19 protein-coding genes are annotated in these 21,062 nt (G+C 63.4%); 6 read left to right on the plus strand and 13 right to left on the minus strand.

Annotated features, from left to right (window positions below):
• Nucleotides 1-80: 80 nt before the first annotated feature.
• The 4 genes from KTN05_RS06630 to KTN05_RS06645 form a co-directional block, all read right to left on the minus strand.
• Nucleotides 81-1,562 (minus strand): hypothetical protein, encoded by a 1,482-nt coding sequence (locus tag KTN05_RS06630; protein WP_217328609.1) that lies wholly within the window; start codon nt 1,560-1,562, stop codon nt 81-83.
• Between the two features lie 168 nt (nt 1,563-1,730).
• The gene (locus tag KTN05_RS06635; protein ID WP_217328610.1) at nt 1,731-2,546 is read right to left on the minus strand and encodes an N-acetylmuramoyl-L-alanine amidase; all 816 of its coding nucleotides are present in this window, start codon (nt 2,544-2,546) and stop codon (nt 1,731-1,733) included.
• 27 nt (nt 2,547-2,573) lie between these two features.
• A complete protein-coding gene (locus KTN05_RS18650; protein ID WP_217328611.1) occupies nt 2,574-4,220 on the minus strand; it encodes a serine protease in 1,647 nt (548 codons plus the stop codon).
• Nucleotides 4,217-5,020, minus strand: a complete 804-nt coding sequence (locus KTN05_RS06645) for a hypothetical protein (RefSeq protein ID WP_217328612.1) — start codon at nt 5,018-5,020, stop codon at nt 4,217-4,219. Before KTN05_RS06645 ends, KTN05_RS18650 begins: the two co-directional genes overlap by 4 nt.
• Nucleotides 5,021-5,374: 354 nt before the next feature.
• Here KTN05_RS06645 and KTN05_RS06650 point away from each other — a divergent pair, with 354 nt between their 5' ends.
• Nucleotides 5,375-6,709, plus strand: coding sequence for a TRAFs-binding domain-containing protein (locus tag KTN05_RS06650; RefSeq protein ID WP_217328613.1), 1,335 nt, complete (start codon nt 5,375-5,377; stop codon nt 6,707-6,709).
• A 219-nt stretch (nt 6,710-6,928) separates the two neighbouring features.
• On the opposite strand, the gene KTN05_RS06655 is transcribed toward KTN05_RS06650, so the two are convergent.
• Nucleotides 6,929-7,918 carry a hypothetical protein gene (locus KTN05_RS06655; RefSeq protein ID WP_217328614.1) on the minus strand — a complete coding sequence of 330 codons (990 nt, stop codon included), beginning with the start codon at nt 7,916-7,918 and terminating at the stop codon, nt 6,929-6,931.
• Nucleotides 7,919-8,611: 693 nt separating this feature from the next.
• Here KTN05_RS06655 and KTN05_RS06660 point away from each other — a divergent pair.
• Complete coding sequence (locus tag KTN05_RS06660; RefSeq protein WP_217328615.1) at nt 8,612-8,956, plus strand: hypothetical protein; 345 nt, start codon at nt 8,612-8,614, stop codon at nt 8,954-8,956.
• Here the strand turns inward: KTN05_RS06660 and KTN05_RS06665 are convergent.
• A complete protein-coding gene (locus KTN05_RS06665) occupies nt 8,899-9,885 on the minus strand; it encodes a PhoH family protein (protein ID WP_217328616.1) in 987 nt (328 codons plus the stop codon). The two genes, KTN05_RS06660 and KTN05_RS06665, sit on opposite strands and share 58 nt — an antisense overlap.
• Before the next feature lie 165 nt (nt 9,886-10,050).
• Nucleotides 10,051-10,803 carry a FadR/GntR family transcriptional regulator gene (locus KTN05_RS06670; protein WP_217328617.1) on the minus strand — a complete coding sequence of 251 codons (753 nt, stop codon included), beginning with the start codon at nt 10,801-10,803 and terminating at the stop codon, nt 10,051-10,053.
• A 129-nt stretch (nt 10,804-10,932) separates the two neighbouring features.
• Between KTN05_RS06670 and KTN05_RS06675 the strand changes: the two genes are divergently transcribed.
• The 3 genes from KTN05_RS06675 to KTN05_RS06685 are packed head-to-tail and all read left to right on the plus strand — an operon-like array spanning nt 10,933 to nt 13,907.
• Nucleotides 10,933-11,679, plus strand: coding sequence for an SDR family NAD(P)-dependent oxidoreductase (locus KTN05_RS06675; RefSeq protein ID WP_217328618.1), 747 nt, complete (start codon nt 10,933-10,935; stop codon nt 11,677-11,679).
• Between the two features lie 9 nt (nt 11,680-11,688).
• Nucleotides 11,689-12,900: an acyl-CoA dehydrogenase family protein gene (locus KTN05_RS06680; protein ID WP_217328619.1), complete on the plus strand. Its 1,212-nt coding sequence runs from the start codon at nt 11,689-11,691 to the stop codon at nt 12,898-12,900.
• Complete coding sequence (locus KTN05_RS06685) at nt 12,897-13,907, plus strand: phosphotransferase family protein (RefSeq protein ID WP_217328620.1); 1,011 nt, start codon at nt 12,897-12,899, stop codon at nt 13,905-13,907. Before KTN05_RS06680 ends, KTN05_RS06685 begins: the two co-directional genes overlap by 4 nt.
• 573 nt (nt 13,908-14,480) lie before the next feature.
• Here the strand turns inward: KTN05_RS06685 and KTN05_RS06690 are convergent.
• From KTN05_RS06690 to KTN05_RS06715, 6 genes are read right to left on the minus strand one after another with little or no spacing between them, the layout of a single operon-like run.
• Nucleotides 14,481-15,236, minus strand: a complete 756-nt coding sequence (locus KTN05_RS06690; RefSeq protein ID WP_371823288.1) for an SDR family NAD(P)-dependent oxidoreductase — start codon at nt 15,234-15,236, stop codon at nt 14,481-14,483.
• Nucleotides 15,233-16,543: a histidinol dehydrogenase gene (gene hisD / locus KTN05_RS06695; protein WP_217328621.1), complete on the minus strand. Its 1,311-nt coding sequence runs from the start codon at nt 16,541-16,543 to the stop codon at nt 15,233-15,235. Before hisD ends, KTN05_RS06690 begins: the two co-directional genes overlap by 4 nt.
• 10 nt (nt 16,544-16,553) lie before the next feature.
• Nucleotides 16,554-17,321, minus strand: a complete 768-nt coding sequence (locus tag KTN05_RS06700) for an SDR family oxidoreductase (protein WP_217328622.1) — start codon at nt 17,319-17,321, stop codon at nt 16,554-16,556.
• Between the two features lie 12 nt (nt 17,322-17,333).
• Nucleotides 17,334-18,602 carry a TRAP transporter large permease gene (locus KTN05_RS06705; RefSeq protein ID WP_217328623.1) on the minus strand — a complete coding sequence of 423 codons (1,269 nt, stop codon included), beginning with the start codon at nt 18,600-18,602 and terminating at the stop codon, nt 17,334-17,336.
• Nucleotides 18,599-19,099 (minus strand): TRAP transporter small permease, encoded by a 501-nt coding sequence (locus KTN05_RS06710; protein WP_217328624.1) that lies wholly within the window; start codon nt 19,097-19,099, stop codon nt 18,599-18,601. Before KTN05_RS06710 ends, KTN05_RS06705 begins: the two co-directional genes overlap by 4 nt.
• A gap of 51 nt (nt 19,100-19,150) precedes the next feature.
• Complete coding sequence (locus KTN05_RS06715; protein ID WP_217328625.1) at nt 19,151-20,137, minus strand: TRAP transporter substrate-binding protein; 987 nt, start codon at nt 20,135-20,137, stop codon at nt 19,151-19,153.
• A 188-nt stretch (nt 20,138-20,325) separates the two neighbouring features.
• Between KTN05_RS06715 and KTN05_RS06720 the strand changes: the two genes are divergently transcribed.
• Entirely contained in the window at nt 20,326-21,054 is a 729-nt protein-coding gene (locus KTN05_RS06720; RefSeq protein WP_217328770.1) for a GntR family transcriptional regulator, read from the plus strand.
• The last annotated feature ends 8 nt before the right edge of the window (nt 21,055-21,062 follow it).

Below are 21,062 nucleotides of genomic sequence, written 5' to 3' on the forward strand. Positions count from 1 at the left end.
TCGGCACAAAAAATCCGCCCTCCACTCCATCCCCCCCACGATCTGTGAGTGAATCGATCGAATTGACGAGCGGTTCGAAACTATAGAGTAACGTCATTTTGCCCAACAACCGATGCTGAAGCCTCAGAGCGGCTTCTTGGGTTTTCGCGAAGGGCTGGCTGTGTTGCTCCCGGTTCCGGAACGACCGGCGACACACTGCTGGTCTTTGTCCTTGGCCGGGACCCCAAGGCCTCGCTAGGTAGCCCCATGAAGAATTTCGTTATCGCCACCCTATACGCGTACTCATTGGCGTTACTGCCTGTGATGGCGATTGCTTTACCGCCAGAGCTGAAGATGCCAAGGCAGTTTGGCACTCGATCCAATGGGCCTGGGTGCCGGAGTAACTTAAGCGCCAACTCTGGACAAGCAGCGTGCTTCGGACCCACGAGAATAAGCGATTTCTCTCGCAGCATTGGATCGGCGAGGAGGTCGAGTTCCCATTGCATCCCGGGAGTGGTTCCAGAAACCGCCACAATTGCCGTCGCCTCCTGAGCTAGCCGCCTTACTTGGCTTCTCCAGTCTCCACAGTGGAGGTACTGTCTAGCCGCGCCAAAGGGTTGATGCTTATCCGAGGGACGGCCAAGAGCGACGACTGGCCCAAAGCGGCTGAATTCTTCGACTATGAGGTGATCAAGAGATCGCAAGGGCTCTCCGATACGAAGCATTCTCGTCGCTAAGCCACTACCTCGCAATTCAAGTGCAACCTGATCGTCATCGAAAGATCTCAGAAATAAAACGGGAGGGCGCGCATCTGCTTTCCGCGCCTCGGAAAGAGTCTGCCGCGCCTCCTGGCGAGCCGCTCCTCGAAGTCGCGCACTAAATCGCAGCAGCAAAATCATCATGAGGGGGCTGGAAAACAAAATGAATTCCGAGATAACCATCCCAGCAAGCTCCACGTTACCTACGGTGCTGGATTGGTTGTTGTTGCCGTCGTTATATGCAGCCTCGGTCACTGCGGTGACGGTGACGGCATAATTGGGAACCGCCACCTGTACGATAGAGAAGGCCGCCGCCAGCGTCAGCGCTGAAGCAGAGAAGAGAAGGTATGCTCGCCTCTTTCCCGCCCTAATCGTTTTTGCAAAGGGCGGCAGCCCAATTACTGTAGATAGCTTCAGTGCGGATATTAGTTTCTCTTTAGAGGCAAGTAAAGCTCTTTCGCCTTCAGTCAACCGAACAACGGAAGCAAGAGCTCTCGCGAACAACAACATTGGGGCTAGAAGTTGGGCTAGGAGCGCGACGGTGATCAGCGGGATTAGAAACTCCCAAAACGCATAAGGAACAGAATGAAGCACCACTGAGCTGTTGCCGAAGGAGAATACTGCAATGTACAGATACGGCGTTAAAAACACTAGGCAGGCGAGGAGGAGGATCGACGAAAACGCATACAAAGCGGCCAGCAGCTTACTGCAAAGCTGGAAACATGCATGCCTGAGCCATGCTTTCAGGACGAACAGTGCAGAAAATAGCGCTAAGACGGGGTGAAAACCTGACGCCGACAGCGTAGCTCCGAGTGTAGTATACAAAGCTAGTGGCAAGAGGGCCACAGCTGGCGACGCAAGCGCAAGAGGTCCGGAAAGGCGCCGAGCGGTATGTATGCGCCTATGGCGCGCTTGAATCTTGTTGAGGTTCCATTGCTCCAACATTGCGGTTTGCCCTCAACGCTCCCGAAAGCCGCCGCTGCTTGTATGCTGTCAACCGAGGGGCATTGCCCGAATCTTTCCGAAGGCCACGATGATGGATTCCGCTAGACGCTCCTTCGTTCGCTCGCCAAGTTCAGCGTCTGACGCCTCATCCCCGAAGAAAGGTTCGATCAGGGCCGACGGCGCTATCTGCGTCAGGCTGAGATGTCCGCGCCCGCCACCGCTACGATCCTTTAGCCCACGATCAAGGGAGCCTCTCCGTTCGTAAAGCGCAACGAACTCGTCCTGTAGCGCCTGCGCCCATGCACGCGAGCGAGGGAGCGCGAACAAGGTCTCGGTCCCTCGCGCTCGTTCATTGAAGGCGTTGAAGTGGAGTTCCACCGTCGCCTCAGGGCGCCATTGCCGGACCCTGGCGTAGGCGCCGGTGATGCCGCCGCTGTCACGGAAGAAGACGCTGCAGCGAATTCCACTCGCGTCGGCCCTTTCCTTGATCATCTCCGCGAGTTTGCTATTCCATGTATACTCGTATCGAGCTGTGTCAGGATTGCGCGGCAGCGGTGGTGCTTTGCCCTGGGCGCCGGGGCTTGAACGGGTGTGACCGACAACGACCGCGAGACCGTCGCCGGCAGACTCCCTTGCCTCAACGTCGGCCGCGGCCTCGATCTCGCGCACGTCCAGCGTCGCCTCAGTGATCTCAAGGTCATCGCGTAGTTCTTCGAGGTAGCGGACCTCTTCGGCGGCGGTGAATTCAGCCGTATCGTCCCCGCGCCGGTCAAGCGATTCCGCCGCTTCGGGGGCGGCGTCGATCCGGGCCCGTGTTGCTTCGATTTCGGCGCGTAGCTGTTCGATGACTTGCTGCTTGTCCATAATTCCTCCTCATTCTGACTTTGATCATCAAGATGGCAGGGTTTGCCGTTTTACATCCTCGACGACCGAGACGATCCAAAGCCCCTCGTTGGCCGAGTAGCGGCCAGACTTGCCGTTGAGCCGGCGCATGCCCAGCAGCGAACTCTGCGGGTCGTATTTGCCGCCGGCATGGTGGAGGGCAATAACGCGCCAAGCCTCGTCGAAAACGGGGCTGCCGGAACTTCCGGGTGACGTCGGCGCGTGATAGTGCACTCGGCAGTGGCCGGGAGTCGGTGGAAGCCCGTCCGGCGGTCCTTCGTGGTCGAGCAGGCGGTTGTCTTGGAAAGCGATGTGCATCTCGTCCCCGCTGGGATGACCGATAATGTAGACGCGCGTTGGCGGTTCGACGCTAGGCAACAGATCGACGATCGGCACCGTCGGCACCTGCGAGCCGTCGCCGGCCAGCTTCAGGAGCGAGTAGTCGAGTCCGGCATAGGGCGACTCCGCCAGGACTTCCGACACCAAGTGAGGTCCGCGGGCGGCACCCTCGGCCGCCTCAAAAAGAACCTCGATGTTCTCGGGTCGCTCGGCGTCGTCAGATCCTGTCCGATTGACGACATGATGGTTTGTGAGGACCAGCGCATCGCCGGTCGGCTTGAGGCCGAAGTCGCCGGCGCGGACGGCAAATCCCGTCCCGAAGCGACGGCCATGCAGACGGCGGATGGCGGCAACCGAAACCGCCCGGTCAAGCCCTTGGCGGTACCAGTTCAACGTTTTTGCATTTGTGTCGCCGAGCACCTTTTCCGCCTGTTCGCCGCTCGGCGCATCGGCGAAGCGCATGGCGCGAACGTGGTCCGGGGTGACCGACAGGACGCCGCATTCGCGCGCCGCTAGAGCAGCGTCGAGGAGCTGCATCAGGGTCTCGCCGCGCGGGCCGTCCCTCTGGATCTCCCAAACCTCCCGGAACTGGCGCATGGTACTGGCGAAGTTGAACGGCGGGACGCTTTCGTCGCGGACGTAGACGCCGATCGCGGTTTCGGCATCGTCCCACTCGCCGAGTGCGACGTGCGCCTCGGCCTTAGTCGCCCACCACCAGGCGTCGCGGTCGTCGGCGACAGTATTGTTAAGCACCGCCAGCACCTCGCGCGCAACATTCTGCAAACCAAGGTCAGGTGCTGGATTAAGCTTGCGACGCTGTGCGGCGTACAGGCACGCAGCGAGGTTGATCCCGTGCCAGTGGTTCGCCGGGTTGTGCTCGAACGGCACCCGGTAGCTCACGACAGCCTGCTCAATGGCCCGAGCAGCCTCCGCCAGAGAATGATCGGCGCAATCCATGTAGATCTGCTTGTGCGCGCGGCCACGCAATCCTTGCAGCTCGTCCGCATCCACCGCCCCGACGCTGGGCGCCCGAAGAGCGCGTTCGAGGAGGGCAATCGCTGGCAAGCAGGAGCCGGTTTCGATAAGTGCTTGAGCGTAATGCCTTACAATTTCTGCATCGTCCGGTCGCACTCGGGCAGCGGCCTCCGCGAGCTTGACAAGGCATTCGAACTGGCGCCTGTCCCGTAATTCCTTCAGCAGACCCTTCGCCAAGGCGAAGACTTCGTCTGTCGGCCGCGAGCGAAGCAGCCCCACGGCTGCCTCGGCACGTTCCACGAAGGCGTCCGCGCCGTCGCCATCGCCACCGGTCGCGCTCACAGCTCGATCCCGCGGATGTACCCAGCGACGTAGTCGGCAACCTTGTCCTCGATTAGGTCCTTGTTGCGGTCGAACACCGCCGAATTGAGGCTAAGGCCGGCGCCGAACCCGCGCAGCACGGCTCGCGTGCCGGAGGACTTGAAAAACAGGACCTGCGTCAGAGACTTCGTGGCCTCAAGTTCGAAGCAGACGAGGCGAACCTGCGGAGCCGCACCGTCCGGGGCAGCAGCGTGGCTGATCTGGAACTGGTTGCCCGAGGCCCGCCCGCTCCCTCGGTCGAAGAGGGTGACCCAGGGTCTGTCTTGGTCCATGTTTGACAGGCCCTCGAGTACAGCGGTGACCATCGCGGCCGCAGCAACACCAGGGCCGAGCAGCAGCGTCAGCAGCGGGATAATCTCCTTGTGCACCTCGTTCGATGTGCCAGACATTTCCCGCTCGGACGACTCGTCGCGCTCAAGGATCCATCCGGTGTTGGCGAGGACCTCGACATAGGCTCGGTACCAAGCACTGCCGCCGCCGGAGGCGGTCTCCACCGCGCGGTTGGCGGCGAGCTGCGCAAGCAGGAAAGCATTGGCGATCTGCGGGCGCAGCGCCGCTGGAACGTCAGCGGTGAACTCGGCGATCTGCGAGCCGACCGCGACTGCCTGGACTTCGCCATCCCGGTAAACCGGCGGTGCGCCACCCGTTTCGGCGGCTAGAGCTTCCCGCGCGGCTGGTGTCAGTCGCGGGAGATCGATGCCATCAATGAAGTTGTGCGCCGCGGCCGGGTCCGTGATCTCATCCCTGTCGAAAATGGACATCCTGGATCCTCTGTGATTCCAGAAGCAATCGCGCCACTATAGCAGGATTGTGTCTGCTCGGGGCCGATGCATCGAGAATTTTTGTTAGTGGTTCGCAGCAGAATGTCCGGTCGTTCATCGGTTGAGTTGGAGCGCATTGCGGCTGACCCCGTCCACTCGATCGGCGCAGGATCCACGTCCTCAAGGACGACCCCGGCACCTGACAAGTCGATCGGGCGGCGAGGTTTTCTTCACCGTCAAAGCAAGTGACTCCCAAAGTTGTTCGTGGTCTGCCAAAGTGTTCTCGGGGCTAATGAAAAAGTGCGCAGGCCTTCATGGCGGTAGGACACTGAAACGCTGCCTCTGGAGACGACGATGGCGCAACAACCCCTCTGCTTCGTGCTGATGCCGTTCGGCGAGAAGCCGGCGGGTCACGGGACCACGATCAACTTCGATCGCGTCTATGCCGAGCTGATCCGCCCTGCGATAGAGGCGGCGGAGCTGGAGCCGATCCGAGCGGACGAGGAACAGGCGGGCGGCGTGATCCATAAGCCGATGTTCGAGCGCCTCCTGCTCTGCGAGTACGCCGTCGCCGACCTGACGACGGCCAACGCCAACGTGTTTTACGAGCTCGGCGTCCGCCATGCCGCCAAGGAGCGCTCGACCGTCCTGATCTTTGCCGAGGGCATCGAGCGACTGCCCTTCGACGTCGGCCTTCTGCGCGGACTGCCGTACCGGCTCGGCCAAGACGGTGGGCCTGCGGACCCGGAGACTAACTGTCAGGCGTTGACCCGCCGCCTGGTGGAGGCTCGAGGTCCTGACAAGGACAGCCCGCTTTGGCAGCTCGTCGACGACTATCCGGAAATCGCCCACGAGAAGACCGACGTCTTCCGTCGTCAGGTCGAGTACGCTGCCGAGGTCAAGCGCCGGCTCGTCGGCGCTCGCAAGGACGGAACCGCGGCGGTTCGCGCCGTCGAGCGCGACGTCGGCCGCTTCGCCGATGCCGAGGCTGGGGTGCTGATCGACCTCATGCTCTCCTACCGCGCCACGAAGGCGTGGGAGGAGGTGGTCCGCGTCGCCGCAGCGATGCCGCCGCCGCTCGCCAAGACCGCGATGGTACTCGAGCAGCGAGCGATGGCGCTAAATCGCGCCTGCCGCGGCGAGGAGGCTGCCGAGATCCTTCAGCGGCTGATCGCCGAGCGTGGTCCAAGCAGCGAGACCTATGGCATTCTCGGGCGCGTGCTGAAGGACCGTTGGAAAGTTGCCGGCGAAGGCCCGCTCGCCCGCGGCCTGCTCCGTAAGGCGATCGACGCCTATCGCCGCGGGTTCGAGGCCGACTGGCGTGACGCCTATCCAGGGGTCAATGCGGTGACCCTGATGGAGCTCGCCGAGCCGCCGCTCACGGAAGAGCAAGCCCGCCTGCTGCCGGTTGTCCGCTACGCCGTCGAGCGCCGCATCGCCGCCGGGCACCCGGACTATTGGGACCACGCCACCCTGCTCGAGCTCGCAGTCGTGGAGGCTGACCGCTTGGCAGCAGAGAACGCCCTTGCCGACGCATTGGCCACCATCCGCGAGCCGTTCGAACCTGAAACTACCGCTCAAAATCTCAGTTTGCTCCGGGAGGCGCGGGAGCGGCGCGGGACCAAAGCGGACTGGATCGTTGAGATTGAGCAGGCGCTCCGAGGCTCGGTCCCTCCCATGTCTGAATGACGTGTGAGCACCGCAATCCAAGGCATGTGACCAAAGCTATTTCGCAGGACAAATAGCCGTCTGATAGGATTGATTTCATGCGGCGGCGCTGGTTCAATTTTCAGCGGACTGTAGCGCCGCCTTTCGCTCAATCTCCGTCCGGTGGACGACATACGAACTCAAGGTGGCAGGCCAGCCAGCGCCAGGCTCGCCTTTCGGCCAGATAAATCGAACGATCTTTCATTTTTGAAACTGAATCCAAAGAAAGTATTGAATGGCAAGTTTTAAGTTTGAGTCCCTAGAGTAATTACCTACTAGAGCGCAAACGTTATCGTTATCGAGAAGGAACCCAAATACTCTATCAGAAACTTTTTGCAACTCTGCGGTATCAAGATTGGCCTGCAGAAAGTCTTCTAGCTCACTTTTCAATTCACGATCCAGAAGCGCAAAACTCAATGCCAGCAATACCAGTGTTTTGCCGGCGGCGCTTTGTGCGCTGATCTCTCCCAGCTCCCATGAAACTGAATCGCTGTGCCCCGAAACGAGAAGGATCACTCCTTTTGAATCCCGAATGAGCGCTTGAACTCCTTGCTTCCAATTCTCTTCGGCAAGGCGAATTTTGCTAGCCCCAAGAGAGGGAAGAAATGACTTCTGATTTGCGATCGATGTAACCTTGCCAAATTGGGCTAGGGAGGCATTTATCCTACGCTCATCGGTTCGCAGAAGCGGATCCCCACCCGGCGTTGTATTGTCCGTCGAAAAATTTCTTAGGAAGAGAAAGTTGTTTGCGGTTGGATCGAATATCGAGCTCGGCTGCACCTTTAGAAGTAGTTGACGCACAAGAACCGCGATAACGACACCGCCGGCACCGAATGCAACGCCGAAATTAAGATATAATAGCGAAATGAAGTTGAATGCTATGACGCCGGGTAGAGCGATGGACCAGAAAAGGACTTCCGCCAGGTTTATTCCAGATCTAACTCTAAATTGACTGTTACGCTTTGAGATGGATTTCAAAGACGATCCACAACTAGTTATTATCCGATTGAACGACCGCCATTCATCGAGTATGCTAGTGGCCGCCGAGAAGGCCACGAATGTAACACATAGGACGAACGGCATCGCAGCCACGATAAAATAATCCGTCTTGACTTCAAAGATAAATATTGCGGACAGCAAACCATAGAAGAACACTGTCAGACCCCAATTTTCGAATACAGCCCGTTCCAAGCCGTCCCAGCTCCTTCTAAGAAGATTTGGGGCTATTGGGGGAACTTCAACAATCTCGACTAACGGCTGCACTGTTCAGTACCGATCTCACAATTCCGTTTGCTATCTCTTTCTGTCTGAACTGGTTCCTTCCCAAGTGAACCTCGTTCAAGGCGATGCTGCCGTCCGGGACGCTCTCTGGCAAGGGTTTCCGAACCGAAGCGGCCTTTGCACGCGCGTCGGATCGTGCGGTGGCCGCGGTTGGAGCGTCCATCGCATGCCGTGGCGCCCCGACTGCCAATGGATTGCATTCGGCGAACACACTCGTCGAGCCGTGTTCCTCCGGGCTTGCCGCGCCAGCTGCAGACGATGCCGGGCGTCGGTCCGATCACCGCACTCGCGGTTGCGGAAGTCGAAAAGCGTCCACACTTAGGAAGTTCAATACCTCAAGACTCAGAGAAGGTTGGATATCAGGCCCATCCCCTCCGCCACTTGCCCTCGCGAAAGCGTTCTCCCCATCCAGCTGCGGCCGGAGTTTTCCGTTGTTTTCGAGGGGTATGCGTTGGCGGCTGAGCACCGGCCTTGGCGCCAGGAGGCCCGAAAGCGGTCTCTCGGGGCCGATATTCTCCGGACCTCATGACTGCGTCGGTTTGGTGATTTTCTTGTAAGCTGTTGTTTCAGATTAATAAAATCCTACCTCCGAAATTGCTTGGATTGGAGGCGCGTTTGCGTCTGCTCCCCGAGATTCTCGAGCGCTGGAACATCTCGGAGGCCGACCTGATCTATCTGGCCGAGAACGACAAGCTGCGGCTGTCGGTGCGGGTCTTCGGCGTGCCGATGGAGTTCGGCGACGTTGAAGAGACCGCCAATGGGCAACCCATGCGGATCCCGTGGGAGCGGGTCCATCACAGCGGCCTGCTCGATCTGCATGCCCGCGACGTCTACCAGCTCTTCCGCTGCGGCGAGATCAAGCTCAGCCAATTCCGCGTGCCACGCGCCGACTATGCCGCGGTCCGGGAAGAGGCTGCGCCGGTGCTGGTGCTCAGCGGCGCGTTGTAGCAGGTCAGAAGCGTGCGGCGGCCTTCGGCAGCTGATCTTATGGCCTTTTCGACGGCCAGAACGGTTTTGCCACTGCCCGCACCACCCGAGATCGCCATTTCCTTGTTGTCTGCGAGCGAGTCGAGGATCCACGCCTGTTCGGCCGTAAGCCGCTCAATAGTCATGGCATCGTCAGCAAGGCTGATGCCAATGTGGGCCTTCAGTTCGAAGTGGCTGGCAAGCAGCTCCTCGAGCGCTCTCAGGCCATCCAGTCCCAAATGGCTTTCACGCTGATCGCCGCCCTCGGTCAGGCGCATGCGGCTTTCGCGACTGCCGCCATATTCGTCCTCGCGCAGGTTCGACAGCGGCGAGAGGAACTCGTGCATCAGATAGCCATGCGCGCAATGCAGTTCGACGACCTTGTAGCCTGCCCGCAGCGCCCGCCGGGTTGCCGCGGCGTAGTCGGCTTTCAGGGCCTCGATCCCCGCTGCGTCCAGCGCCTGCGGCACCTGCCAGCCCTCCGCCATGGCAAGGGCCGAGGGCGCGACGACCGGCCAGGGGAGTTCGTTCCGTTCCTCGGCATCCTGAGGTCCCAAGGGAGCATTGCCGTGCCACGGGCGCTGTGCCGCTGCCTTGCGGCCGGAATGGCCAAGCTGGATACCGGGCACAGCCCCGAGCGCCGAGATCGCGCGCGCGATCTCCGTCAGCGCCGCTTCCTGCTCATCCGTCCAGAGCCCCAAATCGCCGAGTGTGCCCATCCCCTCGGCATTCACCGAGGTCGCTTCGATCATCACGAGACCCGCGCCGCCCATCGCGAAACGGCCATATTGCGCACGGTGCCACTCATTGGCGACCCCGCCTTCGGCCGAATATTGGCACATCGGCGAAATCATGACGCGGTTGTGCAGCTCGACGCCGCCCAAGTTGATCGGTTCAAACAGTTTCGCCATGATCTTCCTTCCGCCTGAAGCCCGGTCAAAGAACCTTCGTGTTCTGGCAGCCGCGCCGCGTCGTCAATCCCGCGGGCTCCGCCGCATGGTCGCTCGAAGGACCAATTCCGATCTTGCGAAAGACGGCTGACCCGACCAGCTCATCACGCGATCATGGTGCCTGACTCAGCCGGAGCTTGGTCCAAACGGCGAGGAGTAGCTCAGTTCGATATTTGCATGAATGTCGAACCCGGCGATCTCATAACCGCGACGGAAATCGGCGATGTGTCGTCGCATCCAGTCCGAGGCGAGGCCGGCATCCCGGTTAGCGATGGCATCCGAGATTGCCCGATGCGCCGCCAGCAGGCGGTGGCGGGCGGCAGGCACGGCCTGATAGAGGTGCTGCGTGGCCGAAAACAGCAACAGACCAATCGGCGCAGTGGCAAGCTCCAGCGCCGCATTGCCCGCCGCGTGGCTGACAAGCGAATGGAACGCGATGTCATGGCGGACGACGGCTTGGTCGTCGTCCAGCGACGGGATCAGTTCCTCGACGCTCGCGCGGATGGCCGCGATCTGCTCGTCGCTCGCCCGCTCGGCGGCCTGATGGGCGGCGAAATGCTCCAGCTGCATCTGGACCTCCCAGAGGTCGCGGAAGCTGGCGCCGCGCAGGCCCAGCGCGCGGGCGTTGGTCAGGGCCACCCGCGCGGGATCGGGGGCGACGACCTGCAGGCGCTTGGCGGCCACGCGCCGCACCAGCCCGTCGCTTTCCAGCGCGCGCAGCCCTTCGCGCAGGGTCGAGCGGTTCACGCCCAGCGCCTCGGCCAGTTCTGCCTCGATCGGAAGAAGCTCTCCGATCTTCAGCCGTCCGCTGACGATCTCGGCCTCCAGGATGCTGGCGACCTGCTGATAGCCGTGGGTTCGCGTCGCCTTGGGCAGCATCGGTTTTCCTGTGGGCCGAAGTATCGGCGATGCCGAGCGAACGGCACCGCATACAACAGGCAGATTATAGTTGTCATATTGTCGGACAATGATAGTCTCTTGCCCGAGGATCGAGGTCAAGAGGGCACGATGGAGCTGCAGGTCAGGGGAAAGACGGCGCTGATCACCGGCGCCTCGGGCGGACTTGGGGCTCATTTCGCGGGCGTTCTCGCGCGCGCCGGGGCCAGGGTCACGCTCGGCGCCCGGCGGGCTGACAAGCTCGCGGATGTCGTGGCCGGGCTGACGGCGGCGGGGCACGAGGCCGAGGCGGTCGATCTCGACGTGACCGACGAGAAAGGCATCGCCGCCCTGTTTGCCCGGCAGCGGTTCGACATCGTCATCAACAACGCGGGCATCAGCGGAGCGGGGATGGCGATCGACATGCCCGCCGAGGAATGGGACCGGGTGATCGACACCAACCTGCGCGGCAGCTTCCTTGTGGCGCAGGCGGCGGCGCGGGCGATGCGCAAGGCGGAAAGCGGGGGCAGCATCGTCAACATCGCCTCGATCCTCGGCCTGCGGGTCGGGGGCGCGGTCATCGCCTATACCACGTCGAAGGCGGCGGTCGTGCAGATGACCAAGGCGCTCGCGCTGGAATGGGCACGCTTCGGCATCCGCGTGAACGCCCTCTGCCCCGGCTATGTGGAAACCCCGATCAACGCCGATTTCTTCGCCTCGAAACCGGGACAGGCGCTGATCTCGCGCATTCCGCAACGGCGGCTGGGGCAGGAGGCGGAGCTGGACGCGCCGCTGCTGCTGCTCGCGTCGGACGCGGGCAGCTATATCACCGGCGCCACCCTTGCGGTGGACGGCGGCCATCTCGTCTCAACCCTTTGAAGGTGCAGCATGGATTTCACGATTACCCCCGAACTCGACCGTCTGCGCCGTCAGATCGTCGAGTTCGTCGATGACCGCCTGATCCCGCTGGAAGCCGACCCCGCCAGCTACGACGCGCATGAGAACATCGACGAAGGCCTGCTCAGGACCCTTCGGGCCGAGGCGAAGGCCGCCGGCATGTGGTGCCTGCAACTGCCCGAGGATCAGGGCGGGCGCGGAGTCGGCATGATGGGGATGGCGGTCTGCTACGAGGCGATGAACCGCTCGATCTTCGGGCCGGTCGTGTTCAACTCGGCAGCCCCCGACGACGGCAACATGATGGTGCTGAACAAGCTGGGCACGCCCGAGCAGAAGGAACGCTGGCTGGCACCCATCGCGCGCGGCGACGTCCGCTCGGCCTTCGCCATGACGGAACCGGCGCCGGGCGGCGGCTCGGACCCGTCCATGATCCGCACCTTCGCCCGGCGCGAGGGTGACCGCTACGTCGTCGAGGGCCGCAAGTGGTTCATCACCGGGGCCGAGGCGGCGCAGCATTTCATGCTGATCGCCCGGACGTCCGACGGGGACAGGAACGCGCACACGGCCTTCCTCTATGATGCGGACCAGCCCGGCTGGCGGATCGAGCGGCGGATTCCGATCATGGGCCCCGAAGAGCATGGCGGCCATTGCGAACTGGTGTTCGACGGGCTGGAGATCCCGGCCGAGAACATCCTGCTTGCCGAGGGCAAGGGCATGCGCGTCACCCAGACCCGTCTGGCCCCTGCCCGGCTGACCCACTGCATGCGCTGGCTCGGGTTGGCGAAGCGCTGCATCGAGATCGCCACCGAATACGCCGCGCACCGCGAGAGCTTCGGCATCCGGCTGGCCGACCGCGAAAGCATCCAGCTGATGCTGGGCGATCTGGCCATGCGGATCGAGGTGGGCCGGCTGCTGGTCGCCAAGGCCGCCTGGGCGCTGGATCGGGGCGAGCGGGCGCAGGCGGAAATCTCGATGGCCAAGATCCAGGTCGCGAACGTGCTGCATGATGCCGCCGACCGCGCGATCCAGATCAACGGCGCGCGCGGCTATTCCAAGGACACTCCGCTCGAATGGATCTATCGCTATGCCCGGCAGGCGCGGCTGGTCGACGGCGCGGACGAGGTCCACAGGATGCTCATCAACCGCCATCTTTCGGAAAAGGGGCGCGACTTCTGGCAGTGGCCCGTCGAGGGCGCAGCATGAACGCGGAGGCCGGCGCGGCGCTCGGCCCCTGGCTGCGCGACAGGCTGGGCATGACGGGCGAGCCGGAGATCCAGCCCATCGCGGGCGGCCAGTCCAACCCGACCTGGTTCGTCACCATGGGCGGGCGCCGGCTGGTGCTGCGCAAGCAACCGCCCGGCCCGCTGCTGAAAGGCGCCCACGCCATCGACCGCGAATACCGGATCCAGAAGGCGCTGGCCGGAACCCCGGTTCCGGTGCCGCAGATGGTCGCATGGTGCGACGACGCGTCGGTTCTGGGCACGCCGTTCTACCTGATGGAGCGGCTCGACGGCCGGGTCTGGCACGAAACCGCCATGCCCGGCGCCGAACCGGCCGAGCGCCGCGCGATGTATCTGTCGGTCGCCCGGACCATGGCGGCGATGCACTCGCTCGACCCCGAGGCGGTCGGGCTGGAGACCTTCGGGCGCCCCGGCAACTACTTCGCCCGGCAGGTCGCCCGCTGGGGTGGCCAGTGGCAGCAGGCGCAGAGCCGCGGCATTCCCGAACTTGACGCGCTTCACGACCGGCTGGCCGCGCGTATCCCCCCCGATGACGGCCTTGTCGCCATCGCGCATGGCGATTTTCGCATCGGCAACATCATGTTCGCGCCCGACCGGCCGGAGGTGATCGCGGTCCTCGACTGGGAGCTGTCCACCCTCGGCCACCCCATGGCCGACCTCGGCTTCTTCTGCATGTGCTGGCGGGCGCGGCAGGACGAATACGGCGGCCTCGCCGATCTGGACTGGCCGGCGCTGGGAATTCCCACCAAGGCGGAGTTCCTGTCCGAATACATGACCCATAGCCGGCACCGGGTGGAACTCGCCCCGTTCCACGAAGCCTTCGCCCTGTTCCGCTTTGCGGTGATCTTCGTCGGGATCGCCGACCGCGCGCTCCAGGGCAATGCCGCAGGAGATGCGGCGGGCGATTCGATGCGCCTGGCCACCGCCTTCGCACGGCATGGGCTCGAAGCGGCGCGCGAGGCGGGCTGATACGGACGGTGCGCACGAAGATGCGCTGGCGCGGGAGATCTGAACAAGGGCGCTGAGTGGATCGGCTACCCTCGCCCGCCTGAATGATCTCAATGTGATACCCCGGTAGGCAGGCAGCGGGTGACGCAGTCTACCACGCGCCGTGATGACAGACTGCCATCAAAAGCGATGGTGGCGCGCCGGATCTCGCGCATCCGCCGGGCACCGTTGGCATCGCGATGCTTTCCAGCAGTTCGCTGAGTCGTAGCAGGGAGGTATGCGGGACGCACCGGATGCTTCTGGACCCCATGATCGCGTGGTGAGTTGACTGGGTCGGTGGCCTCTTCCGCGTCGTTCTCGGGAGCGGTCATTCGGGTGCGGGCGCGACATGTGCGCGCGAGGAATATCGGCGATGCGGGACGAAGCAGATTGCGTCAAGGCACATTTCGGCGGCGCGGCTTAGCCGGAGCCATCTCGCGTATCCGCACTTGGTGGTTGGTTTCACCGCGATGGCCCTGCTGAAGAAGGCGCAGTCTCGGTTTCGCCTCCGCACGCGTCCCGCTTGGGGCGGCTGGTTCGCTTCGGCTTTCCCGGCTACTCGGCTGTCCACCCGCCATCGACCATGAGAGCGGAGCCCGTGGTGAGCGCCGAGGCATCGGATGCGAGGAAGACCGCCGCTCCCACGATGTCCTGCACCTGGCCCAGACGTCCCAGCTTGATCTTGCCAAGCACCTCCTGATGGAAGGCATCGTCGGTGAAGTAGGGCTTCGTCAGCGGCGTCTCGATGAAGGTCGGGCAGATGGTGTTCACACGGATGCCATGCGGACCCAGCTCGATCGCCATGGACTTCGAAAAGCCCTCGATCGCCCATTTCGACGCGCAGTAGATGCTGCGCTTCGCGGCGCCGATATGGCCCATCTGCGAGGACATGTTGATGATCGATCCGCCCCGGCCCGCCCTGACCATACCGCGTGCTACGGCCTGTGCGGCGAAGACGGCGGCCCGCAGGTTCAGGCCGATGATCAGGTCGAAATCCTCCTCGGTGACATCCTGCACAAGGGCGGGCCGGTTGGTGCCCGCGTTGTTGACGAAGATGTCGAAGGGCTCGCGTGCGTCGATTTCCCGCGCGAAGGCCCGCGCATCCGTCACGTCCAGCGCCAGGGTGTCGGCGGTGCCGCCGGCAGCGGCGATCGCCTCTGCCGCCTCGGTGATCTCGGCGGACGAGCGGGCGCAGAGCGTGACCGCCGCCCCGGCCGAGGCCAGCGACTCGGCCACCCCGCGCCCGATGCCGCGCCCTGCCCCGGTGATCAGGGCGCGCTTGCCGGTCAGGTCGAAATTCGCCTGCATCATTCCGCGGCACCTCCGTAAGGAATGTTCGCCCCGCCATGGCGGCGGACGCGGATGTTGGCCTGTTCGGCATGGCCGACGAAGCCTTCCAGCAGGCACAGGCGCGAGCAATAGGCGCCGATCTCGGCCGCGGCCTCGTCCGTGGTGATGCGCTGATAGGTGTGGGTCTTGAGGAACTTGCCCACCCAGAGCCCGCCGGTATAGCGGCCCGCCTTGCGCGTGGGCAGCGTGTGGTTGGTGCCGATGACCTTGTCGCCATTCGCGACGTTGGTGCGCGGCCCCAGGAACAGCGCGCCGTAGGAGGTCATGTGATCCAGATACCAGTCGTCGCGGTCGGTCATGACCTGGACATGCTCGCTGGCGATGTCGTTCGCGACCTGCAGCATCTCGTCATGGCTGTCGCAGAGGATCACCTCACCGTAATCGCGCCAGCTTGCGGATGCGGTCTCGGCCGTGGGCAGGATCTGCAGCAGCCGCGCGACCTCAGCCATCGTCCCTTCGGCCAGCGCGAGCGAGTTCGTGACCAGCACCGCGGGGCTGTTGTAGCCATGCTCGGCCTGGCCCAGCAGATCGGTGGCGCAGAGCTCGGCGTCCACGGTGTCGTCGGCGATCACCATGGTCTCGGTCGGGCCCGCGAACAGGTCGATGCCGACGCGGCCGTAAAGCTGGCGCTTGGCCTCGGCCACGAAGGCATTGCCGGGGCCGACCAGCATGTGGACGGGCTGGATGCTCTCGGTCCCCAAGGCCATCGCGCCGATGGCCTGTATGCCGCCAAGGACATAGATCTCATGCGCGCCGGCCAGGTGCATGGCCGCGATCACTGCCGGGTTGGGCCGCCCCTTGAACGGAGGCGTGCAGGCCACGATCCGCGGCACGCCCGCGACGTTGGCCGTGAGCACCGACATATGCGCCGAGGCCACCATCGGGAACTTGCCGCCCGGCACGTAGCAACCGACCGACTGCACCGGAATGTTCTTGTGGCCCAGGATCACGCCGGGAAGCGTCTCGACCTCGATATCCTGCATCGAGGCCAGCTGGGCCTCGGCAAAGCGGCGAATCTGCGCCTGGGCGAAGCGGATATCCTCCAGCTCGCGCGGGCTCAGTTCCGCGATCAGGGCGTCGATCTGTTCCTGCGTCAGCCGGAAGCTGTCGGGGGCGTAGCCGTCGTACTTCTGGCTCAGTTCCCGGACGGCGGCGTCGCCACGCGTCTCGATGTCCTTCAGCGTGGCCTCGACAGTCGCGCGGGTGCGGCTGTCGTCCTGGTCGCGTTCCGCGTCGGACTTGCCGCGCTTGAGATATGTGATCGCCATTCCTGCCCTCCTAGCCCAGCATTCCGGTATCGCCGCAGACCGAGATCGCCTGCCCCGAGATCGTGCGGGCGCGCGGGCTCGCCAGATAGAGGATCTGGTCGGCGATCTGCTGCGGCGTGACATATTCCTTGACCGAGGTATGCGAGAACGCCTCGCGCTCGGCCTCGTCGAAGCCGATGCCCCGGGCGTCGGCGCGCGATTGCAGCACCCGGCGCTGCCGCTCGCCCGCGACCAGCCCCGGCAGGACGGCATTCACCCGGATGCCGTCCTCGCCCAGCTCCATCGCCATGGATTTCGTCAGGCCGATCACCCCCCATTTCGCCGCGGCATAGGGGCTGCGCAGTTTGAAGCCCAGGCGCCCGGCCAGCGAGGAGATGTTGACGATCGACGGATTGGCGCTGTTGCGCAGATGCGGGACGGCCCGTCCGGTGGTCACGAACTGGCTGGTCAGGCAGATGTCGAGGCATTGCCGGACGGCGTCGAGGCTCAGTTCCTCGATGCGGCCCGTCGGTCCCGCGATGCCCGCGTTGTTGACGAGGCAGTCGAGCCCGCCCAACGCCGCAATGGCATCGTCCATGAAGCCGGTCAGCGCAGTTTCGTCCTGCACGTCCACGCGGCGGCGGAAAACGGTCTCGGGAAGCGTTGCCAGACCGGCCTCGTCGATGTCGCAGGTGGCGACCAGGGCGCCTTCGGCGAGGAAGGCGTCCACGATGGCGCGGCCGATGCCGCCCGCGCCTGCCGTTACGATGATACGGGCATTACCTAATGAAAGATCCATGAGTCTTTTCCCTTATCGGCCCGTGAAGACCAGCGAGAGCCAGGGCAGGAAGCTGATGATGACAAGATCGACCACCAGGATGATCACGAAGGGAATCACCGCCCGCGCGATCTGCGGAATGCCGATCCCGGCGATCTGCGAGGCGATGAACAGGTTCAGGCCGACCGGCGGCGTGAACATCCCCATGGCGAGGTTCACCACCATGATGACCCCGAAATGCACCGGATCGATGCCGAAGTTCAGCGCGATGGGCAGCAGGATCGGGGTGAAGATCAGGATCGCCGCGGCCGCTTCCAGGAACATGCCGACGAACAGCAGCAGAATGTTGACGAGGAGGATGAACATCCACGGGCTGTCGATCGCGCCGACGACGAACTCGGAAATGACCGTCGGAACCTGCAATGAAAGGATGATCCGGCCATAAAGCCCGGCTGCCGCGATGATCGACAGTACGACGGCCGAGGTGATGGCGCTGTCGCGCATGATTGCGGGGATCTCGCGCAGCGGCAGTTCACGATAGATGACGCCGCCCACCAGCAGCGAATAGACCACCGCGACGACAGCGGCTTCGGTCGGCGTGACGATGCCGCCATAGATCCCGCCAAGGATCAGGGTGGGCATCAGCAGGGCAAGAATGGCCGACCGGCCTGCGCTGAGCACATCCCGGACGCCCACGACACCCTCGACCGGCATGTCAAGATTGCTGGCGTGGAGGCGCGCATAGATCAGAAGCGATGCAACGACCACGAGACCCGGCAGGACCCCGGCCATGAACATGTCGCCCACCGACTGGTTCGCCGCAATGGCGTAGAGGATCATCGGGATGCTGGGCGGGATGATGACGCCGAGCGCGCCCGCCGCGGCCTGGTTCGCAGCCGCGTAAGGCTTGCCGTAACCTTGGGCCGCCATGGCGGGGATCAGGATGGCGCCCACGGCGGCCGTCGTCGCCGCGCCCGAGCCCGAGATCGCCGCGAAGAAGGCCGAGGTCACGATCGCGACCATCGCCAGCCCGCCTGTCGTGCTGCCGACGAGCGTCTTCGAGAAATCGACCAGACGCTTCGAGATCCCGCCCGACTGCATCAGGTTTCCGGCAAGGATGAAGAACGGAATGGCCAGCAGCGGGAACGAGTTGACCGACCGGATCATCTCCTGCGGAGCGATCAGCAGCGGCATGATGTCGCCCTGCCAGATGGTCACGACGGCCGCCAGGCCAAGCGCGAAGGTGACCGGCACGCCGATCAGCAGAAGCAGAAGCAGAAGTCCGAACAGAAGCGCGATCATGCTGCGGCATCCTTCTTGCCGGAGAAATCGTCCGCGATGATGGCCAGCGCGTTCAGGAAGATCAGCGCAGCCCCCGCGGGCATCGCGCCGTAGAGCCAGGCCATCGAGACGCGGGTGCTGGGTGCCGTCTGCGAGGCCACCCGCTCGGTGATCGCAAGGCCATATTTGAGCAGGACGAACGCAAAGGTGCAGGAGGCCACGGCGATCAGCAGATGGACGACCCGGCTGACCTTCGGTCCCGACATCGTCGTCAGCAGGTCCACCGCGATCAGCGAGCCGTAACGATAGGCATAAGCCGCGCCCAGCATCGTCATCCAGACCATCGAGAAGCGCGACACTTCCTCGGAAAAGGTCAGCGAACTGCCCATCACGTAGCGGGCGAATACCTGCCAGCTGATCAGGACCGTCATCACCAGCATCAGCGCTGCGAGAATCCAGCCGACAAGCCAGTTGATGCCGTCCACCATGCGGACAACCTTGCGCAGCGCATCACGCATCTGCGACCTCCTGAGGGAATGGAAAGAAAGGGGGCTTTCGCCCCCTTGCCGTTACTGCGGCGCCTGGAAGTTCACCGCGGCATCTACCAGTTCGGTCCCGACAGTGTCCTTCCACTTGTCGATGACCGGCTGGACGGCCTCGCGGAAGGGGGCGAGATCGGGATGGGTGACTTCCATCCCCAGGCTTTCCAACTCACCCACGAGACGCTCCTCCATTTCGCGCGAAGCTTCGCGCTGAACCGGGGTCGCGATCTCGGCCGCTTCGAGGACAATCGCCTGATCCTCAGGCGAGAGAGAGTCGAAGAGCTGCGCGCCGATCATCAGCGGGGCCGGCGAATAGACATGCTGGGTCATGCCCAGATAGTCCTGAACCTCGTTGAACTTGACGTCGTAGATCGTCGGGATCGGGTTTTCCTGGCTTTCCATCACACCCTGCTGCAGGGCGGTGAAGACCTCGGTCCAGGCCATCGGAGCGGCATTCGTGCCAAGCGCCGTCCAGGTATCGACCTGCACGCTGCTTTCCTGGGTCCGGTGCTTGATGCCCTTGAGATCCTCGAGCGCGTTGATCGGCCGAACGCTGTTGGTTTCGTAGCGGAAGCCGTTTTCCATCCAGCCGATGATCTTGACCCCGGCCGCTTCCTCCAGCCGCTCGGCAAGCGCGTCGCCATGCTCGCTGTCCAGGAACGCGTGGGCGTGGGCGTGGTCGCGGAAGACGTAAGGCAGATCGAACAGCAGGAATTCGTTGGTGAACCCGCCCATCGGCCCGGTCGAGGTGATGCCCATGTCGATCAGGCCGAAGCCGATGCCTTCGACGACCTCGCGTTCGGCGCCCAGGGCGTTGTCGTAGTGCGGGCGGATCGTGAGCCGTCCTTCCGACAGGCGCTCCAGCTCCTCGCCGAACTTGTGGACGCCGACCGCCTGATGCGACCGCGGCCCGAGCGGCAGGCTGACGTCGAACGTGCGGCCTTCCTGCGCCAGCGCGGTCGAGCCCAGCAGAGCCACAACGGTCGTGATTCCAAGTATCTTGAAGTGCCGCATTCTCAGGACCTCCCTCCTTCAATCTGCGTGACCACAACTCACCAGAGCTGCGGATGTGTGATCTCGGTCACACTATTGCTTGAAGATTGACCTCGTCAACAGAAGATTACTCTCATCAATCGCTAGACTTTTCGACCGACGCAGAGCAAGTTGCATATCAACTGAGGTCACACTCTTGGGGAGGAGACATGATCCGGAGTAGTGAATCCGACAGTTGGTCCAGGCTGGGTCCCCTGGCCCTCGACGAGGGCGCCACCGCCCAGGCGCAGGTCTATGCACGGCTGAGAGACGCGCTGATCAGCGGCTATTTCCGCCCCGGCGAGGAATTGAGCCTGCGCCGTGCATCGGCCGCACTGGGCACCAGCGTCACACCTGTCCGCGAAGCCCTGCGCCAGTTGGAGAGCGACGGCGCGCTGGAGGTTTTTGGCGGCAACCGTGTTCTGCGCGTGCCGGTCCTGTCCGAAGCCGAACTGATCGACATCCGCGACGTCCGCATAAACCTCGAAAGCTACGCGGCCGCAGAAGCGCTTGGCGGCATAGGGGCCGCGCAGATGCGGCTCATCTCGAACGCATGTGCAGTCATGCAGCGCGCCGCAGACGACAGCGACGCGGACCTTTATCTGGAAAGCAACTGGCGCTTTCATTCGCTGATCTACCGCGCCGCGGGCCGTCCGGTCCTGATGGGCGTCATCGAGCGGATGTGGCTGCGCGTCGGGCCGCTGATCCGGCTGGCGGTGACGTCGCCGAATCACTTCCATCGCTCGATGGAAAGTCACCGTGCGGCCGAACGCGCCCTGCGTTCGCGCGATACCGCAGCCCTGCAAGCTGCCATCATCCGCGACATCTCCGATGCCGCGTCGGATCTGGCCAGGACGCTGCGCAGCTATGAGCCGGCCAAGGCCGCCGCAAGAACTTGAGCCACAGG

The organism is Paracoccus sp. Z118 (assembly GCF_019061185.1).
GTDB lineage: Bacteria > Pseudomonadota > Alphaproteobacteria > Rhodobacterales > Rhodobacteraceae > Paracoccus.